35 protein-coding genes and 4 pseudogenes are annotated in these 25,512 nt (G+C 39.9%); 33 read left to right on the top strand and 6 right to left on the bottom strand.

Annotated elements, in window-relative coordinates:
• Positions 1-17 precede the first annotated feature (17 nt).
• The 16 genes and pseudogenes from R7Z78_RS17640 to R7Z78_RS17555 all read left to right on the top strand — a co-directional run bounded on the left by R7Z78_RS17640 (position 18) and on the right by R7Z78_RS17555 (position 11,224).
• Positions 18-161: a hypothetical protein gene (locus tag R7Z78_RS17640; RefSeq protein ID WP_169644115.1), complete on the top strand. Its 144-nt coding sequence runs from the start codon at positions 18-20 to the stop codon at positions 159-161.
• Positions 162-335, top strand: coding sequence for a hypothetical protein (locus R7Z78_RS17635; RefSeq protein WP_169644113.1), 174 nt, complete (start codon positions 162-164; stop codon positions 333-335).
• 776 nt (positions 336-1,111) lie between these two features.
• Complete coding sequence (locus R7Z78_RS17625) at positions 1,112-1,285, top strand: hypothetical protein (RefSeq protein WP_153645908.1); 174 nt, start codon at positions 1,112-1,114, stop codon at positions 1,283-1,285.
• A gap of 76 nt (positions 1,286-1,361) precedes the next feature.
• On the top strand, positions 1,362-1,688 hold the full coding sequence (locus R7Z78_RS17620) for a type II toxin-antitoxin system YafO family toxin (protein ID WP_104975396.1): 327 nt from the start codon (positions 1,362-1,364) through the stop codon (positions 1,686-1,688).
• 8 nt (positions 1,689-1,696) lie between these two features.
• Positions 1,697-1,969 carry a hypothetical protein gene (locus tag R7Z78_RS17615; protein ID WP_226975282.1) on the top strand — a complete coding sequence of 91 codons (273 nt, stop codon included), beginning with the start codon at positions 1,697-1,699 and terminating at the stop codon, positions 1,967-1,969.
• A gap of 1,357 nt (positions 1,970-3,326) precedes the next feature.
• Positions 3,327-3,794, top strand: a complete 468-nt coding sequence (locus R7Z78_RS17610) for an NUDIX domain-containing protein (protein WP_104975392.1) — start codon at positions 3,327-3,329, stop codon at positions 3,792-3,794.
• A gap of 198 nt (positions 3,795-3,992) precedes the next feature.
• Positions 3,993-4,253 (top strand): annotated as a pseudogene (locus R7Z78_RS17605) (transposase); the annotation flags it as partial.
• Positions 4,250-4,909: an IS3 family transposase gene (locus R7Z78_RS17600; RefSeq protein ID WP_169644111.1), complete on the top strand. Its 660-nt coding sequence runs from the start codon at positions 4,250-4,252 to the stop codon at positions 4,907-4,909. The pseudogene R7Z78_RS17605 and the gene R7Z78_RS17600, both read left to right, overlap by 4 nt.
• Positions 4,893-5,099: an IS3 family transposase gene (locus R7Z78_RS17595; protein WP_169644108.1), complete on the top strand. Its 207-nt coding sequence runs from the start codon at positions 4,893-4,895 to the stop codon at positions 5,097-5,099. The genes R7Z78_RS17600 and R7Z78_RS17595 overlap by 17 nt, the downstream gene beginning before the upstream one ends.
• 302 nt (positions 5,100-5,401) lie before the next feature.
• Positions 5,402-5,563: pseudogene (locus R7Z78_RS17590) on the top strand (transposase); the annotation flags it as partial.
• A gap of 142 nt (positions 5,564-5,705) precedes the next feature.
• On the top strand, positions 5,706-5,981 hold the full coding sequence (locus R7Z78_RS17585) for a hypothetical protein (RefSeq protein ID WP_169644106.1): 276 nt from the start codon (positions 5,706-5,708) through the stop codon (positions 5,979-5,981).
• Between the two features lie 369 nt (positions 5,982-6,350).
• A pseudogene (locus tag R7Z78_RS17580) lies at positions 6,351-6,859 on the top strand (ClbS/DfsB family four-helix bundle protein).
• A gap of 1,300 nt (positions 6,860-8,159) precedes the next feature.
• Positions 8,160-8,627 (top strand): hypothetical protein, encoded by a 468-nt coding sequence (locus R7Z78_RS17575; protein WP_104975384.1) that lies wholly within the window; start codon positions 8,160-8,162, stop codon positions 8,625-8,627.
• A gap of 1 nt (position 8,628) precedes the next feature.
• Positions 8,629-8,859, top strand: coding sequence for a hypothetical protein (locus R7Z78_RS17570; protein ID WP_104975383.1), 231 nt, complete (start codon positions 8,629-8,631; stop codon positions 8,857-8,859).
• A 122-nt stretch (positions 8,860-8,981) separates the two neighbouring features.
• The gene (locus R7Z78_RS17565) at positions 8,982-9,389 is read left to right on the top strand and encodes a GFA family protein (RefSeq protein ID WP_104975382.1); all 408 of its coding nucleotides are present in this window, start codon (positions 8,982-8,984) and stop codon (positions 9,387-9,389) included.
• A gap of 1,499 nt (positions 9,390-10,888) precedes the next feature.
• Positions 10,889-11,224, top strand: coding sequence for a zinc ribbon domain-containing protein YjdM (locus R7Z78_RS17555; protein WP_104975379.1), 336 nt, complete (start codon positions 10,889-10,891; stop codon positions 11,222-11,224).
• Positions 11,225-11,333: 109 nt separating this feature from the next.
• Here R7Z78_RS17555 and R7Z78_RS17550 read toward each other — a convergent pair whose 3' ends face one another.
• Together R7Z78_RS17550 and R7Z78_RS17545 are read right to left on the bottom strand one after the other, a co-directional pair.
• Positions 11,334-11,720 (bottom strand): hypothetical protein, encoded by a 387-nt coding sequence (locus R7Z78_RS17550; protein WP_064354028.1) that lies wholly within the window; start codon positions 11,718-11,720, stop codon positions 11,334-11,336.
• The gene (locus tag R7Z78_RS17545) at positions 11,707-12,015 is read right to left on the bottom strand and encodes a hypothetical protein (protein WP_064354026.1); all 309 of its coding nucleotides are present in this window, start codon (positions 12,013-12,015) and stop codon (positions 11,707-11,709) included. Before R7Z78_RS17545 ends, R7Z78_RS17550 begins: the two co-directional genes overlap by 14 nt.
• Before the next feature lie 549 nt (positions 12,016-12,564).
• On the opposite strand from R7Z78_RS17545, the pseudogene R7Z78_RS17540 reads away from it, so the two are divergent.
• The 3 genes and pseudogenes from R7Z78_RS17540 to R7Z78_RS17530 form a co-directional block, all read left to right on the top strand.
• A pseudogene (locus R7Z78_RS17540) lies at positions 12,565-12,903 on the top strand (T6SS effector amidase Tae4 family protein); the annotation flags it as partial.
• A 505-nt stretch (positions 12,904-13,408) separates the two neighbouring features.
• The gene (locus R7Z78_RS17535; protein WP_104975378.1) at positions 13,409-13,942 is read left to right on the top strand and encodes a DUF6817 domain-containing protein; all 534 of its coding nucleotides are present in this window, start codon (positions 13,409-13,411) and stop codon (positions 13,940-13,942) included.
• 197 nt (positions 13,943-14,139) lie between these two features.
• Positions 14,140-14,505, top strand: coding sequence for an OsmC family protein (locus R7Z78_RS17530; RefSeq protein ID WP_226977620.1), 366 nt, complete (start codon positions 14,140-14,142; stop codon positions 14,503-14,505).
• Positions 14,506-14,707: 202 nt separating this feature from the next.
• Here R7Z78_RS17530 and R7Z78_RS17525 read toward each other — a convergent pair whose 3' ends face one another.
• The 3 genes from R7Z78_RS17525 to R7Z78_RS17515 all read right to left on the bottom strand — a co-directional run bounded on the left by R7Z78_RS17525 (position 14,708) and on the right by R7Z78_RS17515 (position 16,018).
• Positions 14,708-15,184, bottom strand: coding sequence for an immunity protein YezG family protein (locus tag R7Z78_RS17525; protein ID WP_064354022.1), 477 nt, complete (start codon positions 15,182-15,184; stop codon positions 14,708-14,710).
• A gap of 110 nt (positions 15,185-15,294) precedes the next feature.
• Positions 15,295-15,816 (bottom strand): hypothetical protein, encoded by a 522-nt coding sequence (locus tag R7Z78_RS17520; RefSeq protein WP_226977619.1) that lies wholly within the window; start codon positions 15,814-15,816, stop codon positions 15,295-15,297.
• Complete coding sequence (locus tag R7Z78_RS17515) at positions 15,767-16,018, bottom strand: PAAR domain-containing protein (protein WP_311764749.1); 252 nt, start codon at positions 16,016-16,018, stop codon at positions 15,767-15,769. The genes R7Z78_RS17520 and R7Z78_RS17515 overlap by 50 nt, the downstream gene beginning before the upstream one ends.
• A 491-nt stretch (positions 16,019-16,509) precedes the next feature.
• Here R7Z78_RS17515 and R7Z78_RS17510 point away from each other — a divergent pair, with 491 nt between their 5' ends.
• Complete coding sequence (locus R7Z78_RS17510; protein WP_198039106.1) at positions 16,510-16,821, top strand: type II toxin-antitoxin system YafO family toxin; 312 nt, start codon at positions 16,510-16,512, stop codon at positions 16,819-16,821.
• A complete protein-coding gene (locus tag R7Z78_RS17505; protein ID WP_033907473.1) occupies positions 16,821-17,123 on the top strand; it encodes a hypothetical protein in 303 nt (100 codons plus the stop codon). The genes R7Z78_RS17510 and R7Z78_RS17505 overlap by 1 nt, the downstream gene beginning before the upstream one ends.
• A gap of 191 nt (positions 17,124-17,314) precedes the next feature.
• Here R7Z78_RS17505 and R7Z78_RS17500 read toward each other — a convergent pair whose 3' ends face one another.
• A complete protein-coding gene (locus tag R7Z78_RS17500) occupies positions 17,315-17,602 on the bottom strand; it encodes a type II toxin-antitoxin system RelE/ParE family toxin (RefSeq protein WP_081886442.1) in 288 nt (95 codons plus the stop codon).
• 227 nt (positions 17,603-17,829) lie between these two features.
• Between R7Z78_RS17500 and R7Z78_RS17495 the strand changes: the two genes are divergently transcribed.
• From R7Z78_RS17495 to R7Z78_RS17440, 12 genes are all read left to right on the top strand, one after another.
• Entirely contained in the window at positions 17,830-18,351 is a 522-nt protein-coding gene (locus R7Z78_RS17495) for a GNAT family N-acetyltransferase (protein ID WP_033907474.1), read from the top strand.
• Positions 18,352-18,503: 152 nt separating this feature from the next.
• The gene (locus R7Z78_RS17490) at positions 18,504-18,869 is read left to right on the top strand and encodes a T6SS amidase immunity protein Tai4 family protein (RefSeq protein ID WP_053306977.1); all 366 of its coding nucleotides are present in this window, start codon (positions 18,504-18,506) and stop codon (positions 18,867-18,869) included.
• A 560-nt stretch (positions 18,870-19,429) separates the two neighbouring features.
• On the top strand, positions 19,430-19,831 hold the full coding sequence (locus tag R7Z78_RS17485; protein ID WP_005377076.1) for a DUF2007 domain-containing protein: 402 nt from the start codon (positions 19,430-19,432) through the stop codon (positions 19,829-19,831).
• A gap of 143 nt (positions 19,832-19,974) precedes the next feature.
• A complete protein-coding gene (locus tag R7Z78_RS17480; RefSeq protein WP_005389306.1) occupies positions 19,975-20,583 on the top strand; it encodes a pyridoxamine 5'-phosphate oxidase family protein in 609 nt (202 codons plus the stop codon).
• Between the two features lie 141 nt (positions 20,584-20,724).
• A complete protein-coding gene (locus R7Z78_RS17475) occupies positions 20,725-21,138 on the top strand; it encodes an RDD family protein (RefSeq protein ID WP_053350309.1) in 414 nt (137 codons plus the stop codon).
• Positions 21,139-21,281: 143 nt separating this feature from the next.
• Entirely contained in the window at positions 21,282-21,845 is a 564-nt protein-coding gene (locus tag R7Z78_RS17470; RefSeq protein WP_005389307.1) for a sugar O-acetyltransferase, read from the top strand.
• 254 nt (positions 21,846-22,099) lie between these two features.
• Positions 22,100-22,645, top strand: coding sequence for a GNAT family N-acetyltransferase (locus tag R7Z78_RS17465; RefSeq protein ID WP_053350310.1), 546 nt, complete (start codon positions 22,100-22,102; stop codon positions 22,643-22,645).
• Positions 22,646-22,787: 142 nt separating this feature from the next.
• Positions 22,788-23,429: an alanine--tRNA ligase-related protein gene (locus tag R7Z78_RS17460; protein WP_053350311.1), complete on the top strand. Its 642-nt coding sequence runs from the start codon at positions 22,788-22,790 to the stop codon at positions 23,427-23,429.
• 143 nt (positions 23,430-23,572) lie between these two features.
• Positions 23,573-23,860 carry a putative quinol monooxygenase gene (locus tag R7Z78_RS17455; protein WP_104975376.1) on the top strand — a complete coding sequence of 96 codons (288 nt, stop codon included), beginning with the start codon at positions 23,573-23,575 and terminating at the stop codon, positions 23,858-23,860.
• A 143-nt stretch (positions 23,861-24,003) separates the two neighbouring features.
• Entirely contained in the window at positions 24,004-24,300 is a 297-nt protein-coding gene (locus tag R7Z78_RS17450) for an antibiotic biosynthesis monooxygenase family protein (protein WP_025768092.1), read from the top strand.
• 81 nt (positions 24,301-24,381) lie between these two features.
• Positions 24,382-24,987, top strand: coding sequence for a hypothetical protein (locus R7Z78_RS17445; protein ID WP_053350312.1), 606 nt, complete (start codon positions 24,382-24,384; stop codon positions 24,985-24,987).
• A gap of 97 nt (positions 24,988-25,084) precedes the next feature.
• On the top strand, positions 25,085-25,438 hold the full coding sequence (locus tag R7Z78_RS17440; RefSeq protein ID WP_005387184.1) for a DUF1428 domain-containing protein: 354 nt from the start codon (positions 25,085-25,087) through the stop codon (positions 25,436-25,438).
• The last annotated feature ends 74 nt before the right edge of the window (positions 25,439-25,512 follow it).

The following is a 25,512-nucleotide window of genomic DNA, read 5'->3' as shown; positions in this document are numbered from 1 at the left end:
AAATAGGGATATAAGAAATGAATGCACAAAACAATCCAAAAAAAGAAAATCGAAGTATTAAAGAGCTACAACGGTTTGCTAATCTCCTTGCTTCCAAAGAAAAACCTCCTATAACCAAAGAACCACAAGGTATGATGAACAAATCAAATAGAGGTCTGTAAATGAGCAAGAACAACAAAGAATTAGATCGTTTAGCTAAAAAGGTCAAAGAACTTCAAAAACGAAATGCAGTACCTCCAAAGGTAGACAATGAGCCCGAAGGGTTATTATCAGGAGGTCCAGAGCACTTAGACTTGGACTCGGAACAAGAAAAGTCAGAGAGGAATAAGAAGTGACGGTATAACAAACTGTTTAAGAGTGATTCAGCACGTGTGGCATTTTACTATGCTTTGGTTTTGGTGTTGAAGTGCCATGCTTGGGCTTGGTCATTGCGTGCTTCACACCTTAACAGGGCGTTAGTCACCAGAAAAAGCTAGCAGTCAAAACCATGTTTGTAAGCTCAAAACTTGGCTGTTGGTTGTTTGATTCATAGTTCCATCTTCGTCGGTCAAAGTTCAGTTTCATCGGTTCTAAATCAATGCATTGCTATTTTACGAGCGGTTTTTCGTTTTTTGGTGGTGATAGAGCGGGGCAATCGAGAATCTGTTTTTGGTTGCAACTCTGCTCGGTGAGTTTGTTGGTTTAAAAGCTTATTTACTTGCTGAAAGGACGTTTTCTCTGGTGTTGTAAGTTCCACGTGGTTTCAGTGACTTTGTTGAAAGTCCGCACTGTGAGATTGGTTCTCCAAAAGCGCTTTTTGGTGTTGTCAGTCCGTTTTCTGCGGCGCTGTTTTTTCTAAGTGGTTTCATTGAGTAGTCGCTTTGAGACTACGCCTGACTTAAGTGCATCAAAACACATAAAGTTTGTTGTTTGCAAAGTTTAGTTCGGCTTAAAATTGTCGCTCGGTGCCTCGCGACTAACAAACTGCTCAAGAGGGATTCTCAACGCTTGGCAATTTTGGTTCTAAGTTTAGCTTTTGTGTTTATGGCACAATAATTTAGGTTTGGTGGCTTGCGTTGTTCACCCCTTAACGCGGCGTTAGCCCTAAATTAAATAGAGAGGAAAGTGTAATATGCAACAAAGGAAAAAAGCGATAGTTCTCAAAAAAGAAAAAGTCTTAGATGGTGACAATAAGACAGAAGCACTCAAAAGAGATGAAATCAGGCGTTCAGCAGCGTTAACTGAACGAGCAACGATGAATGATTCAAAAATAAGGAACAAAGTAACTTTTATTGAAATGGAGTAATAAAAATGAACAAGGATGTAAAGGTTTTTGTAAGCTCAGGATTTAGAGATAATCTTGATAAAAGTAAACTAGATTTATTGGTCAGTTCAAAGATTACAAGAAAACGGGTGTTCCCCACAAATCATTTGGTCGAGACACTACTTATGATTTTCCAAGTCAGGTCAAGCAGGCTGGGATGTCCCACATCCATATTAGAGATTCTTCATCCAAACTTTGGCATTTGAAGAAGCTTTCATATCATAAGACCAGTAACACCGCGTTGATCTACTGCGAGGGCTTTTTGATTAAAAATTACTTTTTACTCTTAGGTTTTATTGAAAATGCTCATCAATTATGTAAATTAAAACCACTTTACTTAATGGAATTGGCCGACGTAGCTGAACGCTTTCGTGAAAAGTTTTAGGAGGTAGTATGAGTATTGAGTTGAATTGGGAAAAAGGACTGCCATCATTTGTTGGTATGTATTTTGTTGCGGTAAAACTAGGGCCAGCTGCAGGTGTTTATGATTTTGCTCAGTGGAATGGCTCGGTGTGGGAGTTACAAATAGAGGGTGACATAATTGCTTATGTAGGTATTCAAGAATTCAAGAACTCCTTGGATATCAAATGGCCTGAAGATGTAGTTATAGAAAGAGAGCTTCAACAGCTATCAGAAGATGACTCTGAACTTTGGTCAGAATCCTAGGGCTAACAAAGCATTTAAGAGTGACTCCCAACGCTTGGCATTTTCAGTTCAAGGTTGGGTTTCGTGTTTACGGTGATATGGTTTGGTTTCGTGGTAGCGTTGCTCACACCTTAATGCGGCGTTAGCTCGCAAAGCAACCGTCGACAGTCGAACTACGTAATTATCAATTGTGTAAATTGCAAATTGCGTGTGAAGTTTAACTAATAAATTACAAAAGTATTTGTACCTTTTCTCAAAGAAAGTGACACTTCAAATGGTCTAGAGAGGAGGTTTTATGAGAGTTAATCGAGCGGTAATTGGTGCCGACCCTATAAAATATTATGCACAACTAATTGGCATGGAGAAGTACTTATCACGTTTAAGGCAACAGGCTAACTCTGTAGTTATAATGACAGGAATAGTCCTGTATAGAGAGCTACTAAGAAACAAGCAGTCAGAGGTTCTTCGCAAAATACTAGACTTGCCTGACAATCAGCTGAAATCAGCCTTGTATGGGTTAATATCACAAGTAGTTGGCAAATCCATATTGGTTTTCTTGGTCACTATCGGATAAAGAAACTTAGAAAATTTTTCGATACGAACAATGATGTTACAGACGCAATTAAGCTAATTGGTATCGATATTACAGTTCCAATAACGGTTGCTAGCGTTGCAGGCGTTTTATACAAAGTATCTGAAAAAGGGGTAAAAGAAGCCCCTCGGCACATATCAAAACAATTTAAAACGACTATTACATCTACTGTCGTAGCTCAGGTAGGCTCAAAGGTTGGGTTAAACGAAATCAATGCTAAAAGGGCTTCCGCCATTTTGGTAATAATGGTCAGCATAATTGCTTGTCAAACGCACTCAAACAGTAAAAGTGCACAAGACGAGTTGTTGAGAAGAGGGCTACTAAAAGCAGGTGATTTATAATGTTGATTTCCGTGTTAGTTATTATTTTTGCACTAGCAATAGTTCACTCGTCTCATGTGTTAATAATGTTACACATGTTGACACAGGAAAAGTTGCCTTTCTCCGTAACCTTTTTGAGGCCTCTGGCGCTGTGTCTAATGGGAGCATTCTGTCAGCATTCCCTAACAGTAGCGATTTCAGGTAATAGTTTGTCCATTATGATCATTTTTGTTTTTGTGATAACAAATGCTTTGTTCTTTATAGGTCTAAATTCAGCATTTCGAGCAAAGATGAAGGTTGGTACAGAGGAATCTTGAATCCAAGTGAGCTAACAAACAATTTAAGAGTGATTCAGCACGCGTGGCATTCTTGCCATGCGTTGGCTTTCGGTGTTGAAGTGCTATGCAGCGACTTGGTCAATGCGTGCTTAACACCTTAATTGGGCGTTAGCTTTCAAGGAGGAAAATTGAGCGCAAGTGACTATATCAAAGAGGTTCGTTCTAAGATTGGAACGATGCCACTTCTTATCCCCGGCGTTGCGGGTATCATTTTAAATGAAAACAAAGAGCTACTACTTCAGCAAAAATCAGATGGTACATGGAGTCTTCCTGCCGGAATGATTGAACCTCAAGAGTCGTCAGTGGAAGCATTGACCAGGGAAGTGCGCGAGGAAACAGGTTTAGATGTAAAAGTAGATCGCCTACTTGGTGTATTTGGTGGTGAGGGTTTTGGTTTTACATACCCAAATGGTGTTCAAGTTGAATACACAGTCATCATGTTCAAATGTGTAGTAGAAAGTTCTTCTCAATCCGTAATCGATGATGAAGCGGTAAGCCTTAAATGGTTTTCAAAGGGGAATATGCCAAGGTTTGAGCTTCCTTACCCGTTAGACTGTTTGTTTGCAGAAAATGATTCAGCGTACTTCGTTGGCTAGAAAGCTAACAAATTGTTCAAGAGTGATTCGGCACGCATGGCATTTTTACTATGCGTTGGTTTTAGTGGTTAAGGCGTTATGCGGCCGAGTACCCCACGTTTAGTAGACACTTTACTAAGTTAGATCTAGGGTCTAATTGAGAGGTGATTTATGGCTAAACATCGTAATCCAGCGTACACCGAATAGTTCCGCAAAGAAGCAGTCCGCTTGGCCAGTCTTCCTGGCCGAACAGCCGTCTCCGTTGCCAAGGAGCTGGGCATCAGTGCCCAGCAGAACCGGAACTGGAAGCGCCAGTTCACACGCCTATCTGATAAACAGTTTAACACCTTAGATAGTGTCGATTATTCGAAGAAAGAGTCCGAAGAGCTTCGAGCGTTAAGGCGCGAGAACAAGCGACTCAAAGATGAAATGGAATTCCTAAAAAAGGTCTCGGCGTACTTCGCGAAGCAACAAGAGTGAAGTACGAATTCATCGAAAGCTATGTCGGTGAGTATTCCATTAGCTTAATGTGCCGTGCGTTAGAGGTGAGTCGAGGTGGTTATTACAAGTGGTGTCATCATACGCCAAATGAGCGTTCAAAGAGGCGAAAGCGCTTTGAACAGCTTGTCATGTGTACCTTTGCCCAATATCGGGCACGTTACGGCTCAGTGCGAATAGCCGAAGAGCTCAACGAAGCAGGCTATGCCTGCTGCGTGAATTATGTGGCTGATATCATGAAGGAAAAAGGTATCAGGGCACGTAATGGTAAAGGGTTTAAATACAGCAAGGATGTGGCTGCGATGAGGAATGTTGCTGACAATTTACTGCGAAGAGACTTTGAGTCTGAGATGCCAAATCAGAAGTGGGTCACGGACATCACGTATATCTGGGTGAAGAGCCGTTGGCTCTTCTTGGCGACAGTGATGGGCCTGTATTCAAGGCGTATCGTGGGTTGGTCGCTAGGGACAACGATGACCGTCGAGCTCATCACTAATGCGTTAAAAATGGCGTTTGAGTCACGTAAGCCGTCTAAGGGCGTCATTATCCACTCAGACCGTGGTGTACAATACAGAGCATATATATCAAGACTTCATGCGCAAGCATGGAGGTGTACCGAGCATGAGCCGACAGGGTAACTGTTGGGATAATATGGTGATGGAGTCGTTCTACAGCCGACTGAAAGTCGAACTGATATACGCAGAAGACTACCAAACTCTCGAAGAAGCCCGAATGGGCACCTTCGAATACATCGAGGTATTTTACAATCTCAGAAGAAGGCACTCAGCGTTAGGGCATGTCAGTCCGGTCGAGTACGAAAGTATGTAGTTATGTACTGTCTACTTTTTGTGGGGTACACCACTTTTCATGGCTATTACACACGAGTTTTAACTCCATCGTATATTTAATATCGACAATTAGGTCACTTGTTAGTTCGTAATTAATGTTCAGGTTTTATTTCATCTGGAGTTAATTATGTTTCCGAAAGATTTTTATTTTCAGCCCTAAACCACCTACTTCAGTAGGTGGTTATCATCCGCTTTGGCTTTGCCTGTAAATCTACTCATGCTAAATGCATCTTTGATTTTTCCAGAAGTCAAAGAGGACAAATAACATGAGTAGATACAATCAAGTTTCTTCACCTTAGGAAGAACAGGCTTTGGGGTAATCACTTTTGGCAAAGAGGCTATTTTGTCGATAGTGTTGGAATCAATGAAGAAATAATACGCCGATATGTAAGACATCAAGAGAAGCAAGAGCGAGTAGAGCAGCAGCAATTGGCGCTGGACTAAACAAAGGCCCTCTTTTAGGGGGCTCACACAAAGCCACCTTCTTTAGAAGGTGGTAATTTACATCTTACCCGAAGAACTATTTAGGATTGGTAATAAGGAAACTCCCAAGCTATCGCATGTGGGATCTAAGGATGTGGACACGATGCAGTTAAATGGTATAACGGTAATAATTGCTAATGGAAAGGGGATCAGTGTATTTGACAAGACTGGTATTAACCAATCTAACATGACGGGTTGGGTTTGGAGGTTTCCACCCAACACGCGCCCTCCTCAGGGGCTAAAGCTTGTAAATGATAAGCCACATCATTACGGTATCGCACCTGTCACAAATATGCCTTTAGATAAGTATAAGGGGTTACTGGAAGAGATGGCTTTGAAAGCAACAATGGTGTTTAAAAACGAGGGTAAAGTAGTTTGAGACGGATAACTTTAGATTTAGCATCTTCGGATATGAAATTAGTCCTAGAAGGTTTGGAGTCATTGGAAAAGCAATGGGCACATGTTTGTGAGAACTCTGACGATGAAATATCAGACTACGGTAACGATCTGATTGAATTGAGGTTGCTCATTAAATCACTACGAAACGATGCTATAAGTGTATTTGGAGATAATGTGGTTAATTTTTCAAGAGACCTTCTCTAAAATAAAGCTAACAAACTGTTTTAGAGTGATTCGCAACGCGTGGCATTTTTGCTATGCGTTGCGTTTAGTGGTTAAGGTGATATGCGGAAGCATTGGTATTGCGTTGCTCACACCTTAACAGAGCGTTATGTGAATGGAGGTCAAAATGTCTTCTGTGCCAAGAAATAAGGATGAATTGGAGTTGGCTATAAACTCAATATTTCCGAAACTCATGGCTGACTATCGTTCAATTCCGGAAGGCAAAGCTCGCAAACCTGGAGTAGAGGGAAACGTCAAAGGTAAAGCCATTAGCGTTAGTGATACAGTGGCTTACTTGATTGGTTGGGGAAACTCATTCTTAAATGGCATCACTTAAGATATCAAAACCAACATGTTGATTTCCCGGAAACTGGTTATAAATGGAACCAATTAGGCTCACTCGCTGAAAGCTTCCACGAAGAGTACTGTGAGTGGAAATATGATGATTTACTCATTGAGCTTGAGTCTACAGTTAACGAGATACTTTTACTCATTTCAAGCTTAAGTGACCATGATTCCTATGGTGTTGCGTGGTATGAACAATAGACTTTGGGGCGCATGATTCAGTTTAATACATCATCACCTATGAAAAATATGCGTACAAAAGTTCGGCGTTTCAATCGAGAATTCACATAACAAACTGTTTAAGAGTAATTCGCAACGCGAGGCATTTTTACTATGCGTTGGTTTTAGTGTTTAAGGTGGTATGCGGTCACTTTTGTATTGCGTGCCTGCGCCCCTTAACGCGGCGTTATGTTGAGAAGGGAGTTATGAAAACTTTATTGAGACAAAGTAAATTGGTCAGTTTTAAATTAATGTATAGCTTTATCACTAGAGTATTAATTTGTGGCATGTTTGCTTACTACTTAGTCGAGATATCTAAGGCTCCATTTTTAACACAATTAGGATACATCGCATTTTTTGTGCTGTATCTTTAGCTGCTGAGTATTTAACATCCAAACCGAAACAGTCGCTAGAAGTTGTGCTTGATGGTAATAGTTTATCTCTTTTAGGTACAAGTATAAATACTGCTGATATTAATGAAATTTTGTATGCGCAAACCAAAAGGTTTGAACATACGGTAAGGTTTCGTTTCAAAAATCAGACCTATCAAGACTTTGAACTAGCTTTTCCTGACTTAATTGAAGAGCTAAGATTTTACCATTTTCTAGTTGAAAACCAGTTGCCTGTGAAGATGCTAGATAGTCATGAACGCGTTACTTAACATCTCAACATAACAAGTTCTTCAAGAGTGATTCGGCACGCGTGGCATTTTTACTATGCGTTGGGGTTAGTGATTAAAGTAGTATGCGTAGGCTTTTGTATTGCGTTGTTCACCCCTTAGCAGGGCGTTAGTACGGGTTTGACATCAAAGGTCATCAGTTTTGGTGTTTATCTGTTTTGGCGCTCATATTTACACCTTTAAGTTAGTGCCTTTCACGTTCTTTCCGGTGGCACTATATGCGGAGTGTTCGCTTTGATTTCACCGTTTACGGCTTCTAACTCTTAGCCTATTTCTTTGGCTCTTCTTCATTTTCGTAGTGGTTTTTGAGAGAACCTTGATTACTTTTGGTGTGGCTGTTGAAGTACGAGGAAAGAATCCTTTTCTAATTTGAAGCTAATGAATGTAGGGTAGTTCAGTACGTTTTTCTTCTAGCCAACTTTCGTCTCTCTATCGGTTTTAAGTTTTGTAGCTGCCCGTCTCACCTCAGTGTTCAAAGTCTTTCATATCATTTAAGTTTTCAATATCTTGGAGCGCATAAATAGAAGTAGCGCATGTACTAACAAATTGCTTAAGAGTGATTCGTAACGCGTGGCATTTTTACTTTGCGGTGGCTTATGGTGATTAAGGCGCTGTGCGGTATCTTTTGTATTGCGTTACTCACACCTTAGCAAGGCGTTAGCTCTCTCGAGAATTTAAGCAAAAGGAGGAAACATGGAAACTGTTACATTGCTAAAAGATGTGTTGTTAGATAAGGGGCAAATTCATAACTATTATGAGGGTAAAGTACCTCTTAATTTGTGGAGAGGATTAAATGTTAAAAAAGGTATGGAGCTTTTTGAACTAATTGAAGATACTCTACTTCTTTTAAATGGTAGACCTAGACCTGCTGACATTACTATTAAAGGAATGGGAGTTGATGCGAGAGTGTTAGTGAAAGACCTGCCAAGAGGCATCAGTACGTTTGATCGACCAGGGATACCACAGGGACCAAATTGGCAGCACTATCGGATACCAGAGGGCACACCTTTACCTTCTGGGTTGGCGATAGTTAAAGATCAGTATAACCCTCGTTTTGGTGCGTATCATTACACTATCGCTCCTGCTTATGATATGCCCTTGTCAAAGTTTAAGTTACTATTGAGTAAATTAGCGAAGTTAGCAGTAAGAGAGGCTGCGTAAGATGAATATACCTAAGCCATATGTACCGATGCTATTATCGGCAGTTAGAGATGCTGTTCTATATAATCAAAACTTGTTACATAGTGAAACTTTGCGAGAACGTGAAGATTATGAGGAATACTTAGTTCATTTGACTCAGTTTTTTGAATATTTGAAAGATGAATATAAAAGCAATGAAGCAGAATATGGTTTGAAGCTAGAGCAGTTGCTACCTGAACAAGCAGAGAGCTAACAAAGCATTTAAGAGTGATTCCCAACGCTTGGCATTTTGTATTTACGAAGGTTTGGTTAGGTTTCGTGGTAGCGTTGCTCACACCTTAATGCGGCGTTATGCAATAGGGAGGAAAACTCAGGATGTGTGCAGGATTTGAAGGTTCATGTTTATGCGGAGGCGTCCGATTTTCTGTTAGTGGGTTTAGTGAAAAAGTAGCTAATTGTCATTGTTCTATGTGTCGAAAATTTCACGGTGCAGCGTTTGGGAAACTGGTTGGGGTCAAAGGTTTAAGTTGGCTTACAGGTAAGCATTTACTCAAAGAGTTTGTTGCATCAAACGGAACGACTAGAATGTTCTGTTCTAACTGTGGTTCTAGCCTCGGGTTCAGGGTGAAAGGTGAGTCTCTGGAAAAGATCGAACTGGCTATTTCGGTATTTGATGTTGATATACCTGTAAAAGTCGATGCTCAAATTTACACGGGCTATAAGGCTAAATGGTGTGAATTGCACAAAGGTTTAGGTCTTGTGGTGGCGTTGCTCACTACTTAACGTGGCGTTATGAGCTAAAGAATAATTAGGAGAATAGTTCTGTTGATCAGTGTGGCTGTTTTTTGTGTCAGTGTGGGGTTCTACTTTTGGTATGGAGAAAGTGATACGTCGGTAAAGGAAGCCGGTATTGCAATGCTTGTCTATATTGCGTATACGATTTTGTATTTGTTTGTTCCGCCTTTCCCTTTGGGTACGTCATCACAAATGGGGCAATTATACGGTTTTGTGCCACTGTTATCTTTTGGGGCCATTTTATTTCCTCATTTAAATACACAATCACCGGAAACAATAACACGAACAATCGGTTGGGGTGGCCTTATCACAGTTGCGCTTATCCTCGTTTGTTTCAAACTTTTTGTCTGGTAAGTGGGCAACATAAGTACGCTCATAACAAACAGTTCAAGAGGGATTCAGTACGCCTGGCATTTTTGCTATGCGTTGATTTTAGTGTTTAAGGTGGTATGCGGTCGCTTCGGTAATGCGTTGCTCACCCATTAACAGAGCGTTATGTTTGCCAACGGCATCGAAAAGCTAATGTAATTCAATGTTATATGATAATTAGAGCTTTCGACTGAGCTCCAGAAGCCTACAACTGGCGTTATGATGAATATCATACTGAAATTACCCTTGTTGCATATTCGCGAACTAGTGACACATAGATGTATACGCCCATCAAATTCTATATTTCTTTACCTTTTGACTTGTTCTGGCTCGGACGCAAAACTAAGGCAAAGTTTGATTACATTCGAACGACTCCTCCACGAGATATGGAGGCTGTATGGGATTTTAAAATATACAATAAAAACGGAATTGAGTGCGTTGATTGTAAATCCGGAAGGCTGTCTCCTTCAATTATCGAAACCCTCATTTTGGTACGTTGTGGTGGAAGATTCCACAACATACTAAAATACCAAATGGTTTGCATGTTTCGCTGGGCGAAGATGGAGGTAAAGGGAAGCATCATTTCACAATTCGTCCGCTTCAAGATATGCCTCTTAGTTTATATTTGACAAAATTGCAGCAGTTAGAATCTAGTGCCAGACCATGTTTTATTAATTCTCCAAACTCACAGGTAGGTTGAAATGTTCAATGAAAAAGAGCTCCGTTATATTAGGCTGTGCTTAAAAGAAAAACTAGAAAGAGAGCATGTTCTGTTATCCCAATTGGGCGAAGACAGTGATGAGTATATGGAAAAAGCAAATGATCTTATGGTACTAGACTCTTTGATCGCCAAGCTTAGCCAATAGGCAAACATAACAAAGCGTTTAAGAGTGATTCCCAACGCTTGGCATTTTTCATCCATCGTTGGGTTTCGTGTTTACGGTGGTATGGTTAGGTTTCGTGGTTGCGTTGCTCACACCTTAATGCGCGTTATGGCTTTCGGAATAATTCGAGTTAGGTAGCACAGTTGGTATTACTAAATATAGTGCCCTAACTCTCGCTAATCGAGCGTTATCAACTTATCATATATCAAATGTTAATCGAAAAGTTGAAAGTTTATGTCATTCTCTCCTTGTCCAAATTGTCATTCTGAATATGTGTATCAAGATCAAGCTAACTTGGTTTGTCCGGAGTGTGCGTTTGAGTGGAACCCTGGTGAATTTGCCCAAGATGAACTTATTAATGTTAAGGATGCAAATGGTACTTTGTTAGCCGAGGGTGACAGAGTTACTTTGGCAAAAGATCTTAAAGTTAAAGGTAGCTCCCTGATGTTGAAAATCGGTACAAAAGCAGTTGTTAGACGTATTGTTGATAGTAAAGAGCACCAACTCGACTGCAAGGTCGATGGTGCTGGAGAAATGATGGTAACAGCGGCGTTCGTGAAAAAAGCTTAGGCTCGCGAAGTTAAGTATCGCCATAACAAAGCATTTAAGAGTGATTCCAAACGCTTGGCATTTTCAGTTCAAGGTTGGGTTTTGTGGGGTACACCAGCTTTTGGGACGCTCAGTTTTTAGAGAACTCGTGGTCCCTAAGTTTTTGCAGAAAGTCGTCACTCATTATATCTAGCCCTAAAGCATCAAACGCACTCCGTGTATCAAATAAAAAAATAAACTCTCTCTCTATTTCAGACAGCTTTTCAGTGCCAATTGCCTTTTCGAGTTTTAACCTTAGTTTTTTGGTTTTTTCGGAAGGCTTCTCTTTTAAGCATTGCTCAACCGTCTTTTCAGACAAGTACATGACAGTATAGTATTGAATTTCCGGTGATAAACTATGTATCCAATGATCTTCAGAAATAACAAAGTCCCGCTCATTTACACAATCAAAAGCAAATGAATTTGAAAATGTAATGAGGGTAAATACAAAGAGTAACGTTGATTTATAAGCTTTCATATGTACACTGACAAAATTTAAGTTCTTTCCCTGTTTTACTCGTAAAGTGCATCAAAGCTTCATTCTTTATGATTTTTCGAGTAATTACAGGTATTGATGTTGCACCACGAGCGAAGGTTTCCCAATCTGCTGTTGATATATTGTATGTGGCTGTAGCAAATGTGTTTTTGAAGAAAATTTGGTAAGTCGCGGTTGATCCACCAAGCACAGAAAGTAGCTTCATGTTTGTAACTCGTTTGTTGATTTCACGGATGCTGTTATGAGAACTTTCAGATACTACAAGTCCTTGAATCATGAATTTTTTTACTGCTATGTCCTCTGCCTTAAATGGGTGTTTTGATGCATAATATTTGCTTCTGTTTAGTGGGTACGTTTTGTGAGTTTAAAATGTGACGTATAGCTCAATAAAAGGTTTTTTCATTCTTTCCTAAGATTAGAACAAACATAACAAAGCATTTAAGAGTGATTCATAACGCTTGGCATTTTTAGTTCCATCTTTGGGTTTTGTGTTTACGGCGGTAAGGTTACGGTTCGTAGTAGCGTTGCTCACACCTTAATGCGGCGTTATGTAACTTCATGATTAGTCAGTTTCAAAACAATATGATTTCAATTATAAAATTTTCTTCTCTTTTTTACATGAGGTCGAATCAGCGGCACATTATATATCTTAAGATACTTACTAAGGATTGAGGTGAAAATGAAATTGCCAACATGGGAAAATCTTCGTGCCAATTACCCTGCTTTACCAGCTAATGTGGTTTTTAAAAAAATTGGTGGTAAAGTAGGTTCGAAGTACGAACTAGGTATATTTTCAAACGCTTGTGCTATTTGAGTTTCCAAAGCTCTTAATGGTAGCGGCGTAGAACACAAAATTCCTCGTTACAACGCGATTAGTCCGGAAGGAAAAATGAGTCTTCAAGTCTCTTCGGGACAAGATAAATTTTGGTATATTTTTCGAGTCAAAATTCTTATCAAATACCTATCAGAAAAATACTTTAGCCCTGAAGAGCTGACTCCCGAAGAGCACCTAGAGAAAATTAAAGAGCGTAAGGGCATAATTATCTATCAAGTTGACGGATGGAGTGATGCGACAGGGCATGCTGACCTATGGGGTGGGAATAAATGCGTATACCAAGGGTATGCATCAGTCACTCACAAAGTTCTGTTCTGGGAGTGCACATGATCAAGGTTATGACTTTCATACTTTTACTGATGTCATTATCTTTAAAAGCTAATACTGGTCCCCAATCTAATATCGATGAACGACTAATACAATTCGCGAGAGCGAATTGTTTATATCAGTACTTTCAACATAAAAACTATGACTTAGGTGATATTAGAAATATCTCTGCAGGTATAGTGCAAATGAATTCTATATCACCAGACACTTTCGTTGAAGTATCTAGGCTAGTAAAAAAATATGAGCCCGCAATTAATTATAAGAATGAGACGTCTCCTTTACTCGCGAAGTGTTTTACTTTGGAATACGATCCTTTTTTTCTAGAAAATCTGAGCTTGTTAACTCAGGTTGAGTAAAGTTACATAACAAACTATTTAAGAGTGATTCGCAACGTATGGCATTTTTGCTATGCGTTGCGTTTAGTGGTTAAGGTGTTGTGCGGAAGCGTCGGTATTGCGTTGCTCACACCTTAACAGGGCGTTATGCGACCTAAAGGGAATTGAGATTTATGGATAAATTTGGAATGCTTCAAGAACTTGGAGCGGGTGACTTTAAGCACCTTAACGGTTCATTGGAAGTACACCTGAAAGGCACTGAACAAGTTCTAATTAACTGGGGTAGTAGCGAGTTACTTCAAATCGCAGGTCTCTTTCATGCCGCGTATGGAACAGCGGATTTCGATGAAAATATGGTGTCGCTAAGCCAGCGCCAAGAAATAGCGCGAATTATTGGTAATGATGAAGAAGCATTGGTTTATTTGTATTGCTCATGCGACCGAAAGTATGTATTCCCTCAATTTGGCAAAGTGCTAGAAATCCAATTTAAAGACAGATTTACTGGTTCAACATTCAAACTCGACAGTGCAATGGTGAAATTGTTTTGCGAGTTAAAGGTCGCTAATGAGTTAGAGCTTGTTTATAGCAGTGCAGAGTTCAAACTCAAATATGGTGCTGAGCTATTTGAACTGTTCCAAGGTATGGATAGCTACTTAAGTACCGAGGCTAGAAAGGCGTACAAATCAGCATTGTCGAATTTCGCATAACAAACTGTTTAAGAGGGATTCGCAACGCGTGGCATTTTTACTATGCGTTGAATTTAGTGATTAAGGTTTTATGCGGTGGACTCGGTATTGCGTTGCTCACGCCTTAATAAGGCGTTAAGTGCAATCAACAATAGTGACATCAAAAAGTAGGGAAGTATGAGTATTAATATAAAGTGGATGGTGATTGTCGTTTTAAAGTGTCAGCTGAAGACGGCTTTACGTTTAATGTTGACGCTACAACTGAGAAAGCCTCTTGCCCAACGGAAATTCTATTGTCGGCTTTAGGTTCATGCAGTGCTACGGATGTCGTCTTGTTACTGCAAGATCAAGGTGTTGAAGTTAAAGGCCTAGAAAATACGGTTACTTTCGCCCTAACAGAATCAGAGCCTCGTTTATATAAATCGGCAAACTTACACTTTACAGTAAATGGCAGTGGTTTTAAGGAGTCTGACATTTTGCGATCAGCTCAAGGAGAAGCGGTGGAAAAGCATTGTCATGTTTGTCTGTTGAGCCCTACGTTCGATATCACTTGTTCAGCTGAAGTGGGTAAAAATTGCAACTAACAAACTGTTCAAGAGGGATTCGTAACGCGTGGCATTTTTACTATGCGTTGAGTTCAGTGATTAAGGTGGTCTGCTGTGACATAGATGTTGCGTTACTCACCCCTTAATTGGGCGTTAGGTGATAAGCTAGGTCTTTTAGATTGAAGCCACAACCACTTACTTCATTTCGTAAGTGGTTGTGGAGTTTTATTAAAAGTTTGTGTTAGTCTTTTTTAAACATGGCTGAATCCGGATCAAACCAAGGGCGGTAAGCATTTTCACCAAGGCCATCCCATGTTTCAATTAATTGCATAGTTTCGCTATCAGGATATATATCTTTATCTGGAGCTAATGAACTTAACCATGCCCAATCCTCATCCCATTTAAATTCAATTTTAAAATCACCGTCAGGATGAACAACAAAACGAGCTTTATTCCAAGGCTTGCTCTGTTCTTTACTAGACATTAAATCAAATAAGTCACTAAAGGCATCATCAAGTTCAATGTTATCAGAACTATAGATGTCGAGATCCTTCACATCATCTGAGTTAGCATCTACTAAGTACCGGTCTTGAAAATATACCGCTCTAGTAGAAAGGTTCATAGCAATGTCAACCCAAGCTACACACCACTGTTCGGGAACCACCTCCGAGATAGCTCCTCCAATATGGTTATAAATTTCTTCCGCTGATGAAAACATAAATTTACCTTAATTCTTAAATACCAAACGATTGGTGGAGCCACCATTTACAGTCCACTTTGAAATAAGTTTGGACTGTGTCTCTCCTTTACCATACTTAATTCGGATATCTACTTCCACGTATTTTCCTTCATCAAGTGCCAGTGACCACCATCATAGTTTGGGTCATCCCCTCCATACTTTGATTGAGTAGATGAATTACGGTGCAGTTTATCACGCATAGCTTGATTTTTAATGGGAGACTTTTGCAGTTTCCCCGTTATTCGTATTGTTCTACCTTGTGCGTCGGTTTCGTAGGTGTACGTTACTGGGCTTCCTTCATGAGTTGAGGTTACCTCATATAGAGTATTCGGTTCAGGAGGTTCTAGTTCGAACGCCCACGATCTCTGTTTCCCTTTTATGCCTGAAGCTTGTCCTGCACTAACCTTAACAATTGGTTTCTGCTCACGGGGAATATTCCCAACTGAATCATTAGTTAGTGAGTTTGTCTGTGTCGCAGAGCCTGTAGCACTTTTAGGTTTTGGCGTAGAAGCTTGACTGCCACTGTCTCCTACGAGCACTGTTGGGTTTCCAATTACTATTTTACTGCCGTGAGCCGTTCCGTGCCCCCATAAGAACTGCGAGCTTTCCATTGATAAACACCAAACTAGAATCTTGGCTTATGGAATCTGGTGGACCAACACAAACAAGACGGTCCCCTTTTCGAGCCGCAGGTAACCCACCAATTTTAACATTGGGTGAACCAACGACAACAGGGCCGCCCACATGCGGAATTTTAGCGGTGACTTTGGGGCAGATGTGCATTGATGTTATTGTTGCTGTGGGTTTTCCCATGGCCACCCCTTACTGTAGATTGAGTTGCATATATTGTTCCTGATAAGGCATCTATATTCTGTGGCTAGTGTAATATTTGAAGTCACATCAACTAACAAACTGTTTCAGAGTGATTCGCAACGCGTGGTATTTTCACTATGCGTTGGTTTTAGTTTTTAAGGTGGTATGCGGCGGCTTTTGTATTGCGTTGCTCACACCTTAACAGAGCGTTATTGGAATTTAGATTTAGATATTTAACGTTAAAGGAGTAAAAATGAAATAAAAATCAAGATCTAAGGCGAAAAAACAGGAAACTTTCCCCTCTCATTATGTTGCTATAAATAGAGCAAAAAGGAGCTTTGAGCGTGCTAAAGATAGGCAAAGTGAAAGTTTCACTGAATTTGTAGAAGTCAAATAAAAGAGAAACGGTTTAAACATGGAGGTCAAAGTATACGTAACTAGGGTTCTCAGTGAGGAAAGAAAACTTAACAAAGACCTAGATTTATTAATTCATGACTTTAAGCCGTCACAAGCAAGGTCATCAGATATCATATTTTGGTAAAGAAGTCCCATATCATAGACCAGCTCCTGCAGCAGAAGATGTTGGGTTAATGCATATTCATATACTAGATAAAGTTAAAACGCTAAAACTTGGCTATATTAATACAAGTGATAGTGTCTTAATTTATACTGAGGATGCTACATGCATCAATACTTACTTTATAATCGATTTCTTGGTGGATGGTGCTCATGCGCCGGCGAGAAGACCCGAGTCTATGAGTTGGTTAATTGATAAGGTGGAAGCATTTAGGAATCAGAAATAATGAGTAAAGTTAAGATCAAAGCTACATGGTTTGAGGGTACAGAGCCTAGCGAAATTGGTGTCTACTTAGTTGCAATAAGACATCTTAGTGGTTTTGGCTCGTATGACTACTTATACTGGGATGGTAAATGTTGGTTGAATAAAACGACTTCTGATATTGTCGGCTGGTCGCCAATATCTGACATGCTGACACAACTAGATGCTGGTTGGCCTACTGGTGACTTAGAAACAGATATAGAGTTTGAAAAATACAAGAAACAACATGGTGGTAAGTGTGATGATGATTTCATCGAAGTAGAGTAGCCCATAATAAATTCAAATAACAAAGCATTTAAGAGTGATTCCCAACGCATGGCATTTTTCACTCCATCGTTGGGTTTTGTCTTTATGGTGGTCTGGTTAAGTTTCGTGGTAGCGTTGCTCACACCTTAATGCGGCGTTAGTTTACATGGATAAACTCTCACCCTAATTATGCTTCTAAGGTGAAAATCGTGTTATTTCAGATGATTCTGGGGTAGCTGTGATTGACCTAATACAGCAACAACTAAGATAAAGTTATCTTCTTTGGTGAAATAAGCTGTGTGTTTTCCTATCGGGAAATAAAAGCCATTTGGGTACATCTCGTCACAACTTCTTCCTAAATCTGGATTATCAGCTAGCATCTGAAACCCTGATAGCAGAGTATCTTTACTGTTTTTGCTGATTTTTACTGGCTCGCGTTGTGCGCTTAGAAGTAGTTCGTCGAAATTTTGTTTGGCATCATTGGCTGTTAATGTATGCATGGCCAGTTCCCAATTGAGTGTACAGTTAGATCATAATGTATCGCATGAAATGTTCAATTTAATTAAATCGCGTGATTCGTGCGAAATGTAAACTAACAAACTGTCTAATATTGATTCTCAACTCGTGGCATTAACTGGGCGTTGAGCTCAGTGATTAAATCGGTATGCGGCGGCTTTTGTATTGCGTTGCTCAACTCCAAAAGGTCATTAATACTCAAAGGTCAAATATGGATATTTACCCAGAAATCGAGTTATCTAAAGCGCAGCATAATGCAATTGAAGCTCTTAGAAACAAGTCGTTTCCTGAACACCAAGTTACTCGCTCTTACTATAAGCAACTCCCGCATATGAGAGTTCTGAATTACGAAGGTGATCAGTTAGTTGGTTACATGGGATTAGACTACAGAGCTGTTCGCGTTGGTGATGAAATTTATAAAGTATTAGGTGTGAGTGACTTTTGTGTCGAGAGCACAGTTCAAAGACAAGGTATTGGCACAACAATGTTGTCTCAACTCAGCGAGTATGCGTCCACTAAAGATGTCGACTTCATCATTTTAGTCTCCGATTTGGAGCGTTTTTATCTGGCTAATGGTTATCAGCGCCTTAACTCTCTAAGTTCTTGGTTGCGAGTTCACGAACATAAAAATTACGGTGTTGCTGTAGAGCAACTAGATGATTTATATGTTAAACCTATCAGCGGCAAAACTTGGGCTTTTGGTCATATAGATTGGTTAGGGTATATGTATTAGTCTGTAGTGGGCTAATAATTGGTTCACAACAAGAGTGGTTACACATGGCATTTTCACTATGAGTTGATTTAAGTGATGTGGGGCAGTTTTGTATTGTGATACTCTCTCCTTAATAATGTGCTGTAACTCTTAGGAAGCAAAAGGTTTAATTTATGAAATGTAGAGTACTAGTAACCAGCATAAGTATTGCTCTTTGTAGTGTAGGAGAGGCCGCGAATCCACTAAGTATTCAAAGCGATGAGCAACTGTTTAAAAACTTCGCTCTCTCATCTTGCATTGCGACTAATTACAAAGGATCAGCTGTTGCGAAAGATGCGATAACGGCGATGCAAGGCTACAGAGAGTTTTCCGAGCTTCCTTTGGAGTCATTCTTTGGGGTTAGCGAGCTATTGGAAAAATATGATATGGCTATTTACAAATCAAAAAATGGTAACGTGATCAAATTGGCCTACTGTATAGACTTTTCTAATTCAGACGATGTTCATAAGCTATACATTAATGCGAAATCAGAGTTATAACAAACTGCTCAAAGTTGATTCGCAACGTGTGGTATTTTTACGGCGCAATACGTTGAGTGATTAAGATGATTTTTAGTGGCTTCTGTATTGAATTACTCATCTCTTAGCGGGGCATTATGCGGTGATGTAAATATGAAGATATTTTTAATAGTAGCAACACTCGTTCAGTTTACTCTCCTGAGTTTCTCGAAATACTATTGCTCAATTGCAAATGAGGTGCTTAGAAAGGCGGTGGAAACTAAAGAGAGTAATTTTCTATCTTTCCTTGATAAGTATGATTATTACAATGACTTAGATAATTATCTAGGCTTAGCGTCCGCTACAGTGTGGGTTATGGTCGTGCTCGTGATAAAGTTGAAAAATGTATCAAGCACCGACATGGCTCATGTGGCTGTTTGTTTGCCGTTATTTTTTCATATGGTTTTGATGTCGATGTAGTTTCAATAGTTGTGGTTGGGTGATTAGGTACAACAAACGGTTCAGGCTAGCGTACCATACATGGCATTTCCAATTAGCGTTTCTTATACCTTACGGGAGCGCTTTCCCACAAGGAGTAATATGTGATTGTAGTAGCAAGGTTTTCTTTTCCTCATGAAGCTCATATTGCGAGAGCAAGCCTAGATAGTGTCGGAATAGAAAGTTACATCGCTGACGAGCACACGGTAAATACTCAGTGGCTTTATTCAAATGCAATTGGCGGCGTCCGTCTGATGGTGGCCGAAAGTGATGCAGAAGATGCGAAACAAATACTTAGTAGCGATTTCTCAGAATCATTGGGAAATGAAGTTGACGTTGATGAAGAAAAAGACGTTTGCCCTAAATGTGGTAGTAAAGATCTATTTGCATTTACAAAAGGTAAACGCCCAGCTTTCTTAGTTTTTATTTTACTGGGTTTTCCACTGTTTTTTTACAAGCATGGTTATAAGTGTAAGCAGTGTGGGGAGTTTAGTGAAAAACTTTAAATCTTTAGATAACAAGGTATTAAAGAGATAATTTGTACTCGTAGTATTTTTACGATGAGTTATGTCGAGTGCTTATACAAGAAGTCAGAGTTACTGCTTGCTTACAAGCAAAGCATTATACGATAGTGAAGGAATAACATTGAATGAGTGAAATTAAAACAATAGAGCAGTTAAAAGAAATTTACGCAGAGCCAAGTGCGAGAGCTAAAAATAAAGCTCTGCCTGTGCTGGATGTTCATGCGATTACATTAATTAATAATTGCCATTTTGCAGTTCTAAGTACCGCTGATTCACAAGGGTATATCGATCTTTCTCCTAAAGGAGGGGAGCCTGGCTTCGTAAAAGTTTTAGATGAATCAACATTGTTGCTCCCTGATAGCTCGGGGAACAATCGTATCGATAGTCTAAAAAATATCATTAGTAACCCCAAGGTAGGGTTGTTATTGATGGTAAATGGTATTGATGAAGTGCTCCGTATTAAAGGAATCGCAAGTATTCACACCGACGCCAACTTGATATCTGCTTGCCCCGATGGAAGTAAAGATCCTAAGGTTGTTATCAAAATAGTCATAGAGAGTATGTACTTTCATTGTGCAAAAGCGGTGATGAGAGGGAAACTTTGGTCTGATGACTATAAAGTAAATCGCTCAATTCTCCCTTCATTAGCTCAAATCTTTAAAGATCAACAAAAGTTAGAAAGTAAAGCGCTTAATCAAGAAGAGATGTTGAAATATTACCAATCTAGCCTTTAGAACGAGCGTGGTAATATATTGAAAAGATAGCAAAATCAGGTTCGACCGTGCTTTACGGAAGTATGGATTAGGTTTAGTGGGGATGTTACTGTCTCAATAGCGTTAGTTCATAAATAAACAATTGTTAGTCCAAATTTTAAAATGAAAAATGCAGGAAAATTTACTCTAGAAAATTACGTTTTGGCTAGTCCGGGAGTTAGGTGTGTTGGACAAATGATTGATCTTTTTGTCAGTTTTAGCATTTTTACGCTCGTTTTATGGGGCGGCTTAAAAATCGGTATTGAAAAAGAGCTTGTGCGCGCTACAGCAGTAACTGCGACTGTATCGTATTACCTTTTTTCTGATTGTTTACCAAATGGTCAAAGTGTGGGTAAAAAACTTTTGGGCATTGCAGTTATAAGTGCAAGAACGGGTAAAAAGTGCAATATTTTTCAGTCGCTCTTTCGAAATGTTATTACTCCATTCTTAGGTTTTATTGACTCAATTTTCATTCTTGGTAAAAAGAGGCAACGGCTCGGTGATAAGTTAGTGAGAACGGTGGTGGTAGTGCACTAGTTTGTTGAAAAAATTGTTAACGCTGAGGACTTGGGTTCAAGTCGGGCTTTGTTTTCGTGGTGGAACAGCCTTGCTTAGGTGGTAGCGTTACTCACATACTTAATGTAGCGTTGTAAGAAAATTGGTATTGGAGTCCAAGTTTTATGTCAGAAAAAGAGAAAATGTTAGCAGGTGAGCTTTATGACCCAAGTGATGAAGAGTTATTAAAGTTAAGGTTGAGCGCTAGGTTACTAACTGAAAAATTGAATGCCACCTCTGTTGAGCATAAACAAAAGCGAGTTCAAATCACTAAGCGCCTGTTCGGCACAACAGGTGACGATATTCATGTTGAATCTTCTTTCAATTGCGACTACGGATCCAACATTCACGTTGGAGATAATTTTTACGCTAATTTTGGTTGTGTGATTTTGGATGTTGCGGAAGTTAAGTTTGGTGATAACTGTTTACTTGGGCCTCAAGTTGGCATTTATACTGCGACTCATCCCTTAGATCCTATCGAGAGGAACAGTGGTTTAGAGCTAGCAAAGCCCATAAACATTGGTGACAATTGTTGGATAGGTGGCCATGCCGTAATCAACCCTGGCGTAACACTTGGGAACAACGTGGTGGTAGCCTCTGGCGCAGTCGTTACAAAGAGTTTTGGAGACAATGTCGTTGTTGGTGGCAACCCAGCCAGAGTACTGAAGGAAATCGTCACTAAGCGATAATAAAGTATATGGACTATTTTGAGCCTGAGTTTAGGACTTATGATCAACTCACCCCCAAGCTTTGATGCGTTCAGCGGTTACTTGTTGACGCACTTGAATGTCTAAAATTTGCTTCAATATAGAATCGTTACACGTGGCGCTTTTGCCGTACGTTGAGCTTGTTTAAAAGTCTCATACGAAATCATTTGTATTACGTGTCTCACACTTTTATTGGATTTTCGTCACCAATAACGAACCAAAAGGCTGACCCCAAAATGTTAGTAACAAAGATTGAAACGGAACGATTAATTTTAAGAGAGCTAGTTGAAGATGATGCAAGCGAATTGTTTGACATCTTCTCAGACCATGAGGTCATGAAATATTGGAACTCTGGCCCTTGGGTTTCAATTGAAGAAGCGCGGACATTTATAGCCAAGAGTACACAGGCCATGAATAGGAATACAGAAGTGACACTAGGCATCTTCCTAAAGAGCAATGGCCAACTTCTGGGTAAGATAATGCTGTTTAATCACGTGAAAGAGTCTAGGCGCGCAGAAATTGGCTTTGGCGTGAGTCGTCATTTCTGGGGTAAAGGCATTGTATTAGAGGCGGGAACTGCATTAATCGAACACGCATTCAAAACACTGAATCTACGTCGAATCGAGGCTGAGATAGATCCAGACAATGCTTCTTCAGGTAAAGTCTTGGAACGGTTAGGTTTTATAAAGGAAGGTTTCCTAAGGCAGCGTTGGGAAGTGAATGGAGTAGTCTCAGATTCCGCAATTTACGGGTTGTTAGCTAAACCCTTAGACAGCGTTTAGTATCCGGCCTTAAACGCATCTAATAGGTCTAGCCTGCTCGTGCTCTATACACAGCCTTACATTTGACGGTGAGGTTTCTTGAATTGACTTGGTGGTCACTGAATGTACTATCAAAGATAGGACTTACTGCAAGGATAGCAGCATGAGCGAGAAATTATTTTGGGTTAATCCCTACCAAACAGAACTTAACTCAAGAGTGAGCAATGTAGACGGAAATAAGGTTGAATTGGACCAGACTATCTTCTTTGCAGAGTCTGGAGGCCAAGAGAGTGATAAAGGAACGATTAATGGTATTCCGGTTTTGATTGCTCAAAAGTTAGGTGTTCGACTTATTTACACATTGGAATCCTCTCCAAATTTTACTCTTGGTGACATTGTAACTACGAATATTGATTGGAAGCGTAGATACGCCTTAATGAAGCTACACTTTGCGGCTGAAGTGGTGCTCGAGATGTTTTATCAGCGTCGGGAAGGCATTGTTAAGATAGGCGCGCATATTTCTGAAAATAAGAGTCGCATAGATTTCGAGTGGTCTGAAAGTATTGGCCCGCTATTGAAAGAAATTGAAACTGATGTGCAAGATTTGATTAACTCTGATTCAGTCATTATTAGTGACTTTTCCGATCAAGAGAGTGAAAGAAGGTATTGGAGAGTGGATGGGTTTGCGCAAGTGCCTTGCGGTGGCACTCACTTAAAGCGCACATCAGAAGTCGGCCAAATTCAATTAAAACGCAAGAACATCGGTAAAGGCAAAGAAAGGGTAGAGATAACCTTATGTTCGTAGGTCGATAGGGCATTAGAAATAGATTCCTAACACGTGGCATTTTAATTCATGGTGAGATTCACATTTGCGATATGATGGTTGAGATTGAGGGCGTGTTGGCTACTTCTTAACGAAACGCTACACGATAGGAGCGGGAGGATGATATGTCGAAAGTTACATTGAAAGGCTTTATTTTAGTTCCGGAAAAGGATCTAGAATTAGTAAAACATGTGTTAATAACTCACAAAAGGCTCACGTTAGAAGAGCCGGGCTGCCTTACTTTTCTTGTGACTCAAAGCTCGACTAATCCTTTTCGTTTTGATGTCTATGAGGAGTTCGTCGACAAAGCCTCTTTTAAGCAACATCAGGAAAGAGTTCAAGCCTCACATTGGGGAAAAGTAACAGCCAATGTTAAACGTCAATACGAAATCTTTGAATGTGTGCATGACTAATCGAATCGGAGTGATTTAGAGCGTTTACGCTTTGTTTTTTAGGTTGCTCTACGCTCTGCTATGTTGCTTTATTCATCTATTAACCTGGCTTAGTGTTCTTGATACTTTGCCGTATTAAATCTAGAAATTTTAATGGAAGTGTTATGTTTAGAGTTGTGTATGAATGGCGTGTGCCAAGTGAAAAAATGGATGAGTTTCAAAATATATGGCGTTCGACGACAGATTCAATTCATCAGTCAGTAGATGGGGCTCTTGGTAGTTTTATGCTTCGTTCTTACGATGTACCGGAAAAGGTTTTAACTATTGCCAAGTGGCGAACACGTGAAGACTGGGAGCGGTTTTGGGGAACTAGTAACCCAGAAAAAATGAAGAAGATGAGTGAAATTGCAGAGCGTATTTCAGTTGAACCATTCGATGAAATTGAAGATAGAACTAAGTAGGGCAACAGAAACGTTAAAGTGATGCCTAATGCACAGTTTGGCGGATAATATGAAAGACAACCTTAACGAAGGAACGGGGTTATGCAGATTTTAATTGTTGGAGGTAGTAAGGGGCTAGGAAGGTTCTTGGCTACGAACTTACAGGGTACAGAAATTTATACGATTTCTAGATCAAAGCTAGTTGAGGATGGAGTAGTTTCTGTTTGTATTGACGTTGATCCCGATAAAAAACCAGATTACACGTGCTTCAAAGGTGTAGAGTTTGACATCATAGTTTATTTGGCGTCCATGTGGGGAGAGTCTTCAGAATTGACAACAAACGAACTGATTGAGTTTATGAATGTTGGTCCGATTGGGTTTCTTAATCTAGTCAATGAACTTAACGCTTTAGGTTCACTTAACGATAAATGCAATATTGTATCTATTGGATCTACAGCCGAGCTTTCAGAAAGTAGTGAATACCCTGCATTCACCCTCAGTAAAAGATTACTCAAAGATATTTCTAGCCAGCTGCAAAACGTTTATCGTGATTACCGCTTTACTCACTTTACAATAGGTGGGATCGGGCATGCTGAAGAGGAACGTATTGAGTATTCGAGTGTTTTGGAGATTATAAATATGCTAACCAAGCTTGATCCAAACACATACCTTTCAAATATGCATATAAAGTCCAAGCTAGGTATGTAGCTCTCAAGCTGTATTACGTACCTGCTTCTATGGTTTGGCATCATGTGCATTCTTTTTATTGAGCTATGGTTATAACTCCAATGAAAGGAGTTTACTTATGTCATACATTGATGGGTTTGTCGCTGCAGTGCCGACAGCGAATAAAGAAAAGTATATCGCACACGCAAAAATAGCAGCAGAAATGTTCAGGGAGTTTGGGGCCTTAAAGGTTGTTGAGACGTGGGGGAGTGAAGTACCAGATGGTGAGATCACATCATTTCCCATGGCAGTTAACGCTGAAAGCAACGAAACCGTTGTGTTTTCGTGGGTAGTCTGGCCTTCAAAAGAAGTTCGAGACTCAGGGTGGCTGCGGATCATGGGTGATCCTCGAATGAGTCCAGATAATAACCCAATGCCCTTTGATGGAAAGCGTCTCATTTATGGCGGATTTGATGTTATTTTGGAGCAGTAAAATACCAAAGAATCTCAACTCGATTCGTGACACTTGGTGTTTTAATCAGTATTACGCTTCTGATGTACGTTCAA

It is taken from the genome of Vibrio sp. 1167 (genome assembly GCF_033340375.1).
Lineage (GTDB): Bacteria > Pseudomonadota > Gammaproteobacteria > Enterobacterales > Vibrionaceae > Vibrio > Vibrio alginolyticus.
This window is presented reverse-complemented; position numbering and strand designations above follow the sequence as displayed.

Coding starts and splice junctions, on each gene's coding strand:
- R7Z78_RS17640 (WP_169644115.1), top strand. CDS start 18: ATGAATGCACAAAACAATCCAAAAAAAGAAAATCGAAGTATTAAAGAG.
- R7Z78_RS17635 (WP_169644113.1), top strand. CDS start 162: ATGAGCAAGAACAACAAAGAATTAGATCGTTTAGCTAAAAAGGTCAAA.
- R7Z78_RS17625 (WP_153645908.1), top strand. CDS start 1,112: ATGCAACAAAGGAAAAAAGCGATAGTTCTCAAAAAAGAAAAAGTCTTA.
- R7Z78_RS17615 (WP_226975282.1), top strand. CDS start 1,697: ATGAGTATTGAGTTGAATTGGGAAAAAGGACTGCCATCATTTGTTGGT.
- R7Z78_RS17595 (WP_169644108.1), top strand. CDS start 4,893: ATGAGCCGACAGGGTAACTGTTGGGATAATATGGTGATGGAGTCGTTC.
- R7Z78_RS17585 (WP_169644106.1), top strand. CDS start 5,706: ATGCAGTTAAATGGTATAACGGTAATAATTGCTAATGGAAAGGGGATC.
- R7Z78_RS17575 (WP_104975384.1), top strand. CDS start 8,160: ATGGAAACTGTTACATTGCTAAAAGATGTGTTGTTAGATAAGGGGCAA.
- R7Z78_RS17570 (WP_104975383.1), top strand. CDS start 8,629: ATGAATATACCTAAGCCATATGTACCGATGCTATTATCGGCAGTTAGA.
- R7Z78_RS17565 (WP_104975382.1), top strand. CDS start 8,982: ATGTGTGCAGGATTTGAAGGTTCATGTTTATGCGGAGGCGTCCGATTT.
- R7Z78_RS17555 (WP_104975379.1), top strand. CDS start 10,889: ATGTCATTCTCTCCTTGTCCAAATTGTCATTCTGAATATGTGTATCAA.
- R7Z78_RS17550 (WP_064354028.1), bottom strand. CDS start 11,720: ATGAAAGCTTATAAATCAACGTTACTCTTTGTATTTACCCTCATTACA.
- R7Z78_RS17545 (WP_064354026.1), bottom strand. CDS start 12,015: ATGATTCAAGGACTTGTAGTATCTGAAAGTTCTCATAACAGCATCCGT.
- R7Z78_RS17535 (WP_104975378.1), top strand. CDS start 13,409: ATGGATAAATTTGGAATGCTTCAAGAACTTGGAGCGGGTGACTTTAAG.
- R7Z78_RS17525 (WP_064354022.1), bottom strand. CDS start 15,184: ATGTTTTCATCAGCGGAAGAAATTTATAACCATATTGGAGGAGCTATC.
- R7Z78_RS17520 (WP_226977619.1), bottom strand. CDS start 15,816: ATGGAAAGCTCGCAGTTCTTATGGGGGCACGGAACGGCTCACGGCAGT.
- R7Z78_RS17515 (WP_311764749.1), bottom strand. CDS start 16,018: ATGGGAAAACCCACAGCAACAATAACATCAATGCACATCTGCCCCAAA.
- R7Z78_RS17510 (WP_198039106.1), top strand. CDS start 16,510: ATGACTTTAAGCCGTCACAAGCAAGGTCATCAGATATCATATTTTGGT.
- R7Z78_RS17505 (WP_033907473.1), top strand. CDS start 16,821: ATGAGTAAAGTTAAGATCAAAGCTACATGGTTTGAGGGTACAGAGCCT.
- R7Z78_RS17500 (WP_081886442.1), bottom strand. CDS start 17,602: ATGCATACATTAACAGCCAATGATGCCAAACAAAATTTCGACGAACTA.
- R7Z78_RS17495 (WP_033907474.1), top strand. CDS start 17,830: ATGGATATTTACCCAGAAATCGAGTTATCTAAAGCGCAGCATAATGCA.
- R7Z78_RS17490 (WP_053306977.1), top strand. CDS start 18,504: ATGAAATGTAGAGTACTAGTAACCAGCATAAGTATTGCTCTTTGTAGT.
- R7Z78_RS17480 (WP_005389306.1), top strand. CDS start 19,975: ATGAGTGAAATTAAAACAATAGAGCAGTTAAAAGAAATTTACGCAGAG.
- R7Z78_RS17475 (WP_053350309.1), top strand. CDS start 20,725: ATGAAAAATGCAGGAAAATTTACTCTAGAAAATTACGTTTTGGCTAGT.
- R7Z78_RS17470 (WP_005389307.1), top strand. CDS start 21,282: ATGTCAGAAAAAGAGAAAATGTTAGCAGGTGAGCTTTATGACCCAAGT.
- R7Z78_RS17465 (WP_053350310.1), top strand. CDS start 22,100: ATGTTAGTAACAAAGATTGAAACGGAACGATTAATTTTAAGAGAGCTA.
- R7Z78_RS17460 (WP_053350311.1), top strand. CDS start 22,788: ATGAGCGAGAAATTATTTTGGGTTAATCCCTACCAAACAGAACTTAAC.
- R7Z78_RS17455 (WP_104975376.1), top strand. CDS start 23,573: ATGTCGAAAGTTACATTGAAAGGCTTTATTTTAGTTCCGGAAAAGGAT.
- R7Z78_RS17450 (WP_025768092.1), top strand. CDS start 24,004: ATGTTTAGAGTTGTGTATGAATGGCGTGTGCCAAGTGAAAAAATGGAT.
- R7Z78_RS17445 (WP_053350312.1), top strand. CDS start 24,382: ATGCAGATTTTAATTGTTGGAGGTAGTAAGGGGCTAGGAAGGTTCTTG.
- R7Z78_RS17440 (WP_005387184.1), top strand. CDS start 25,085: ATGTCATACATTGATGGGTTTGTCGCTGCAGTGCCGACAGCGAATAAA.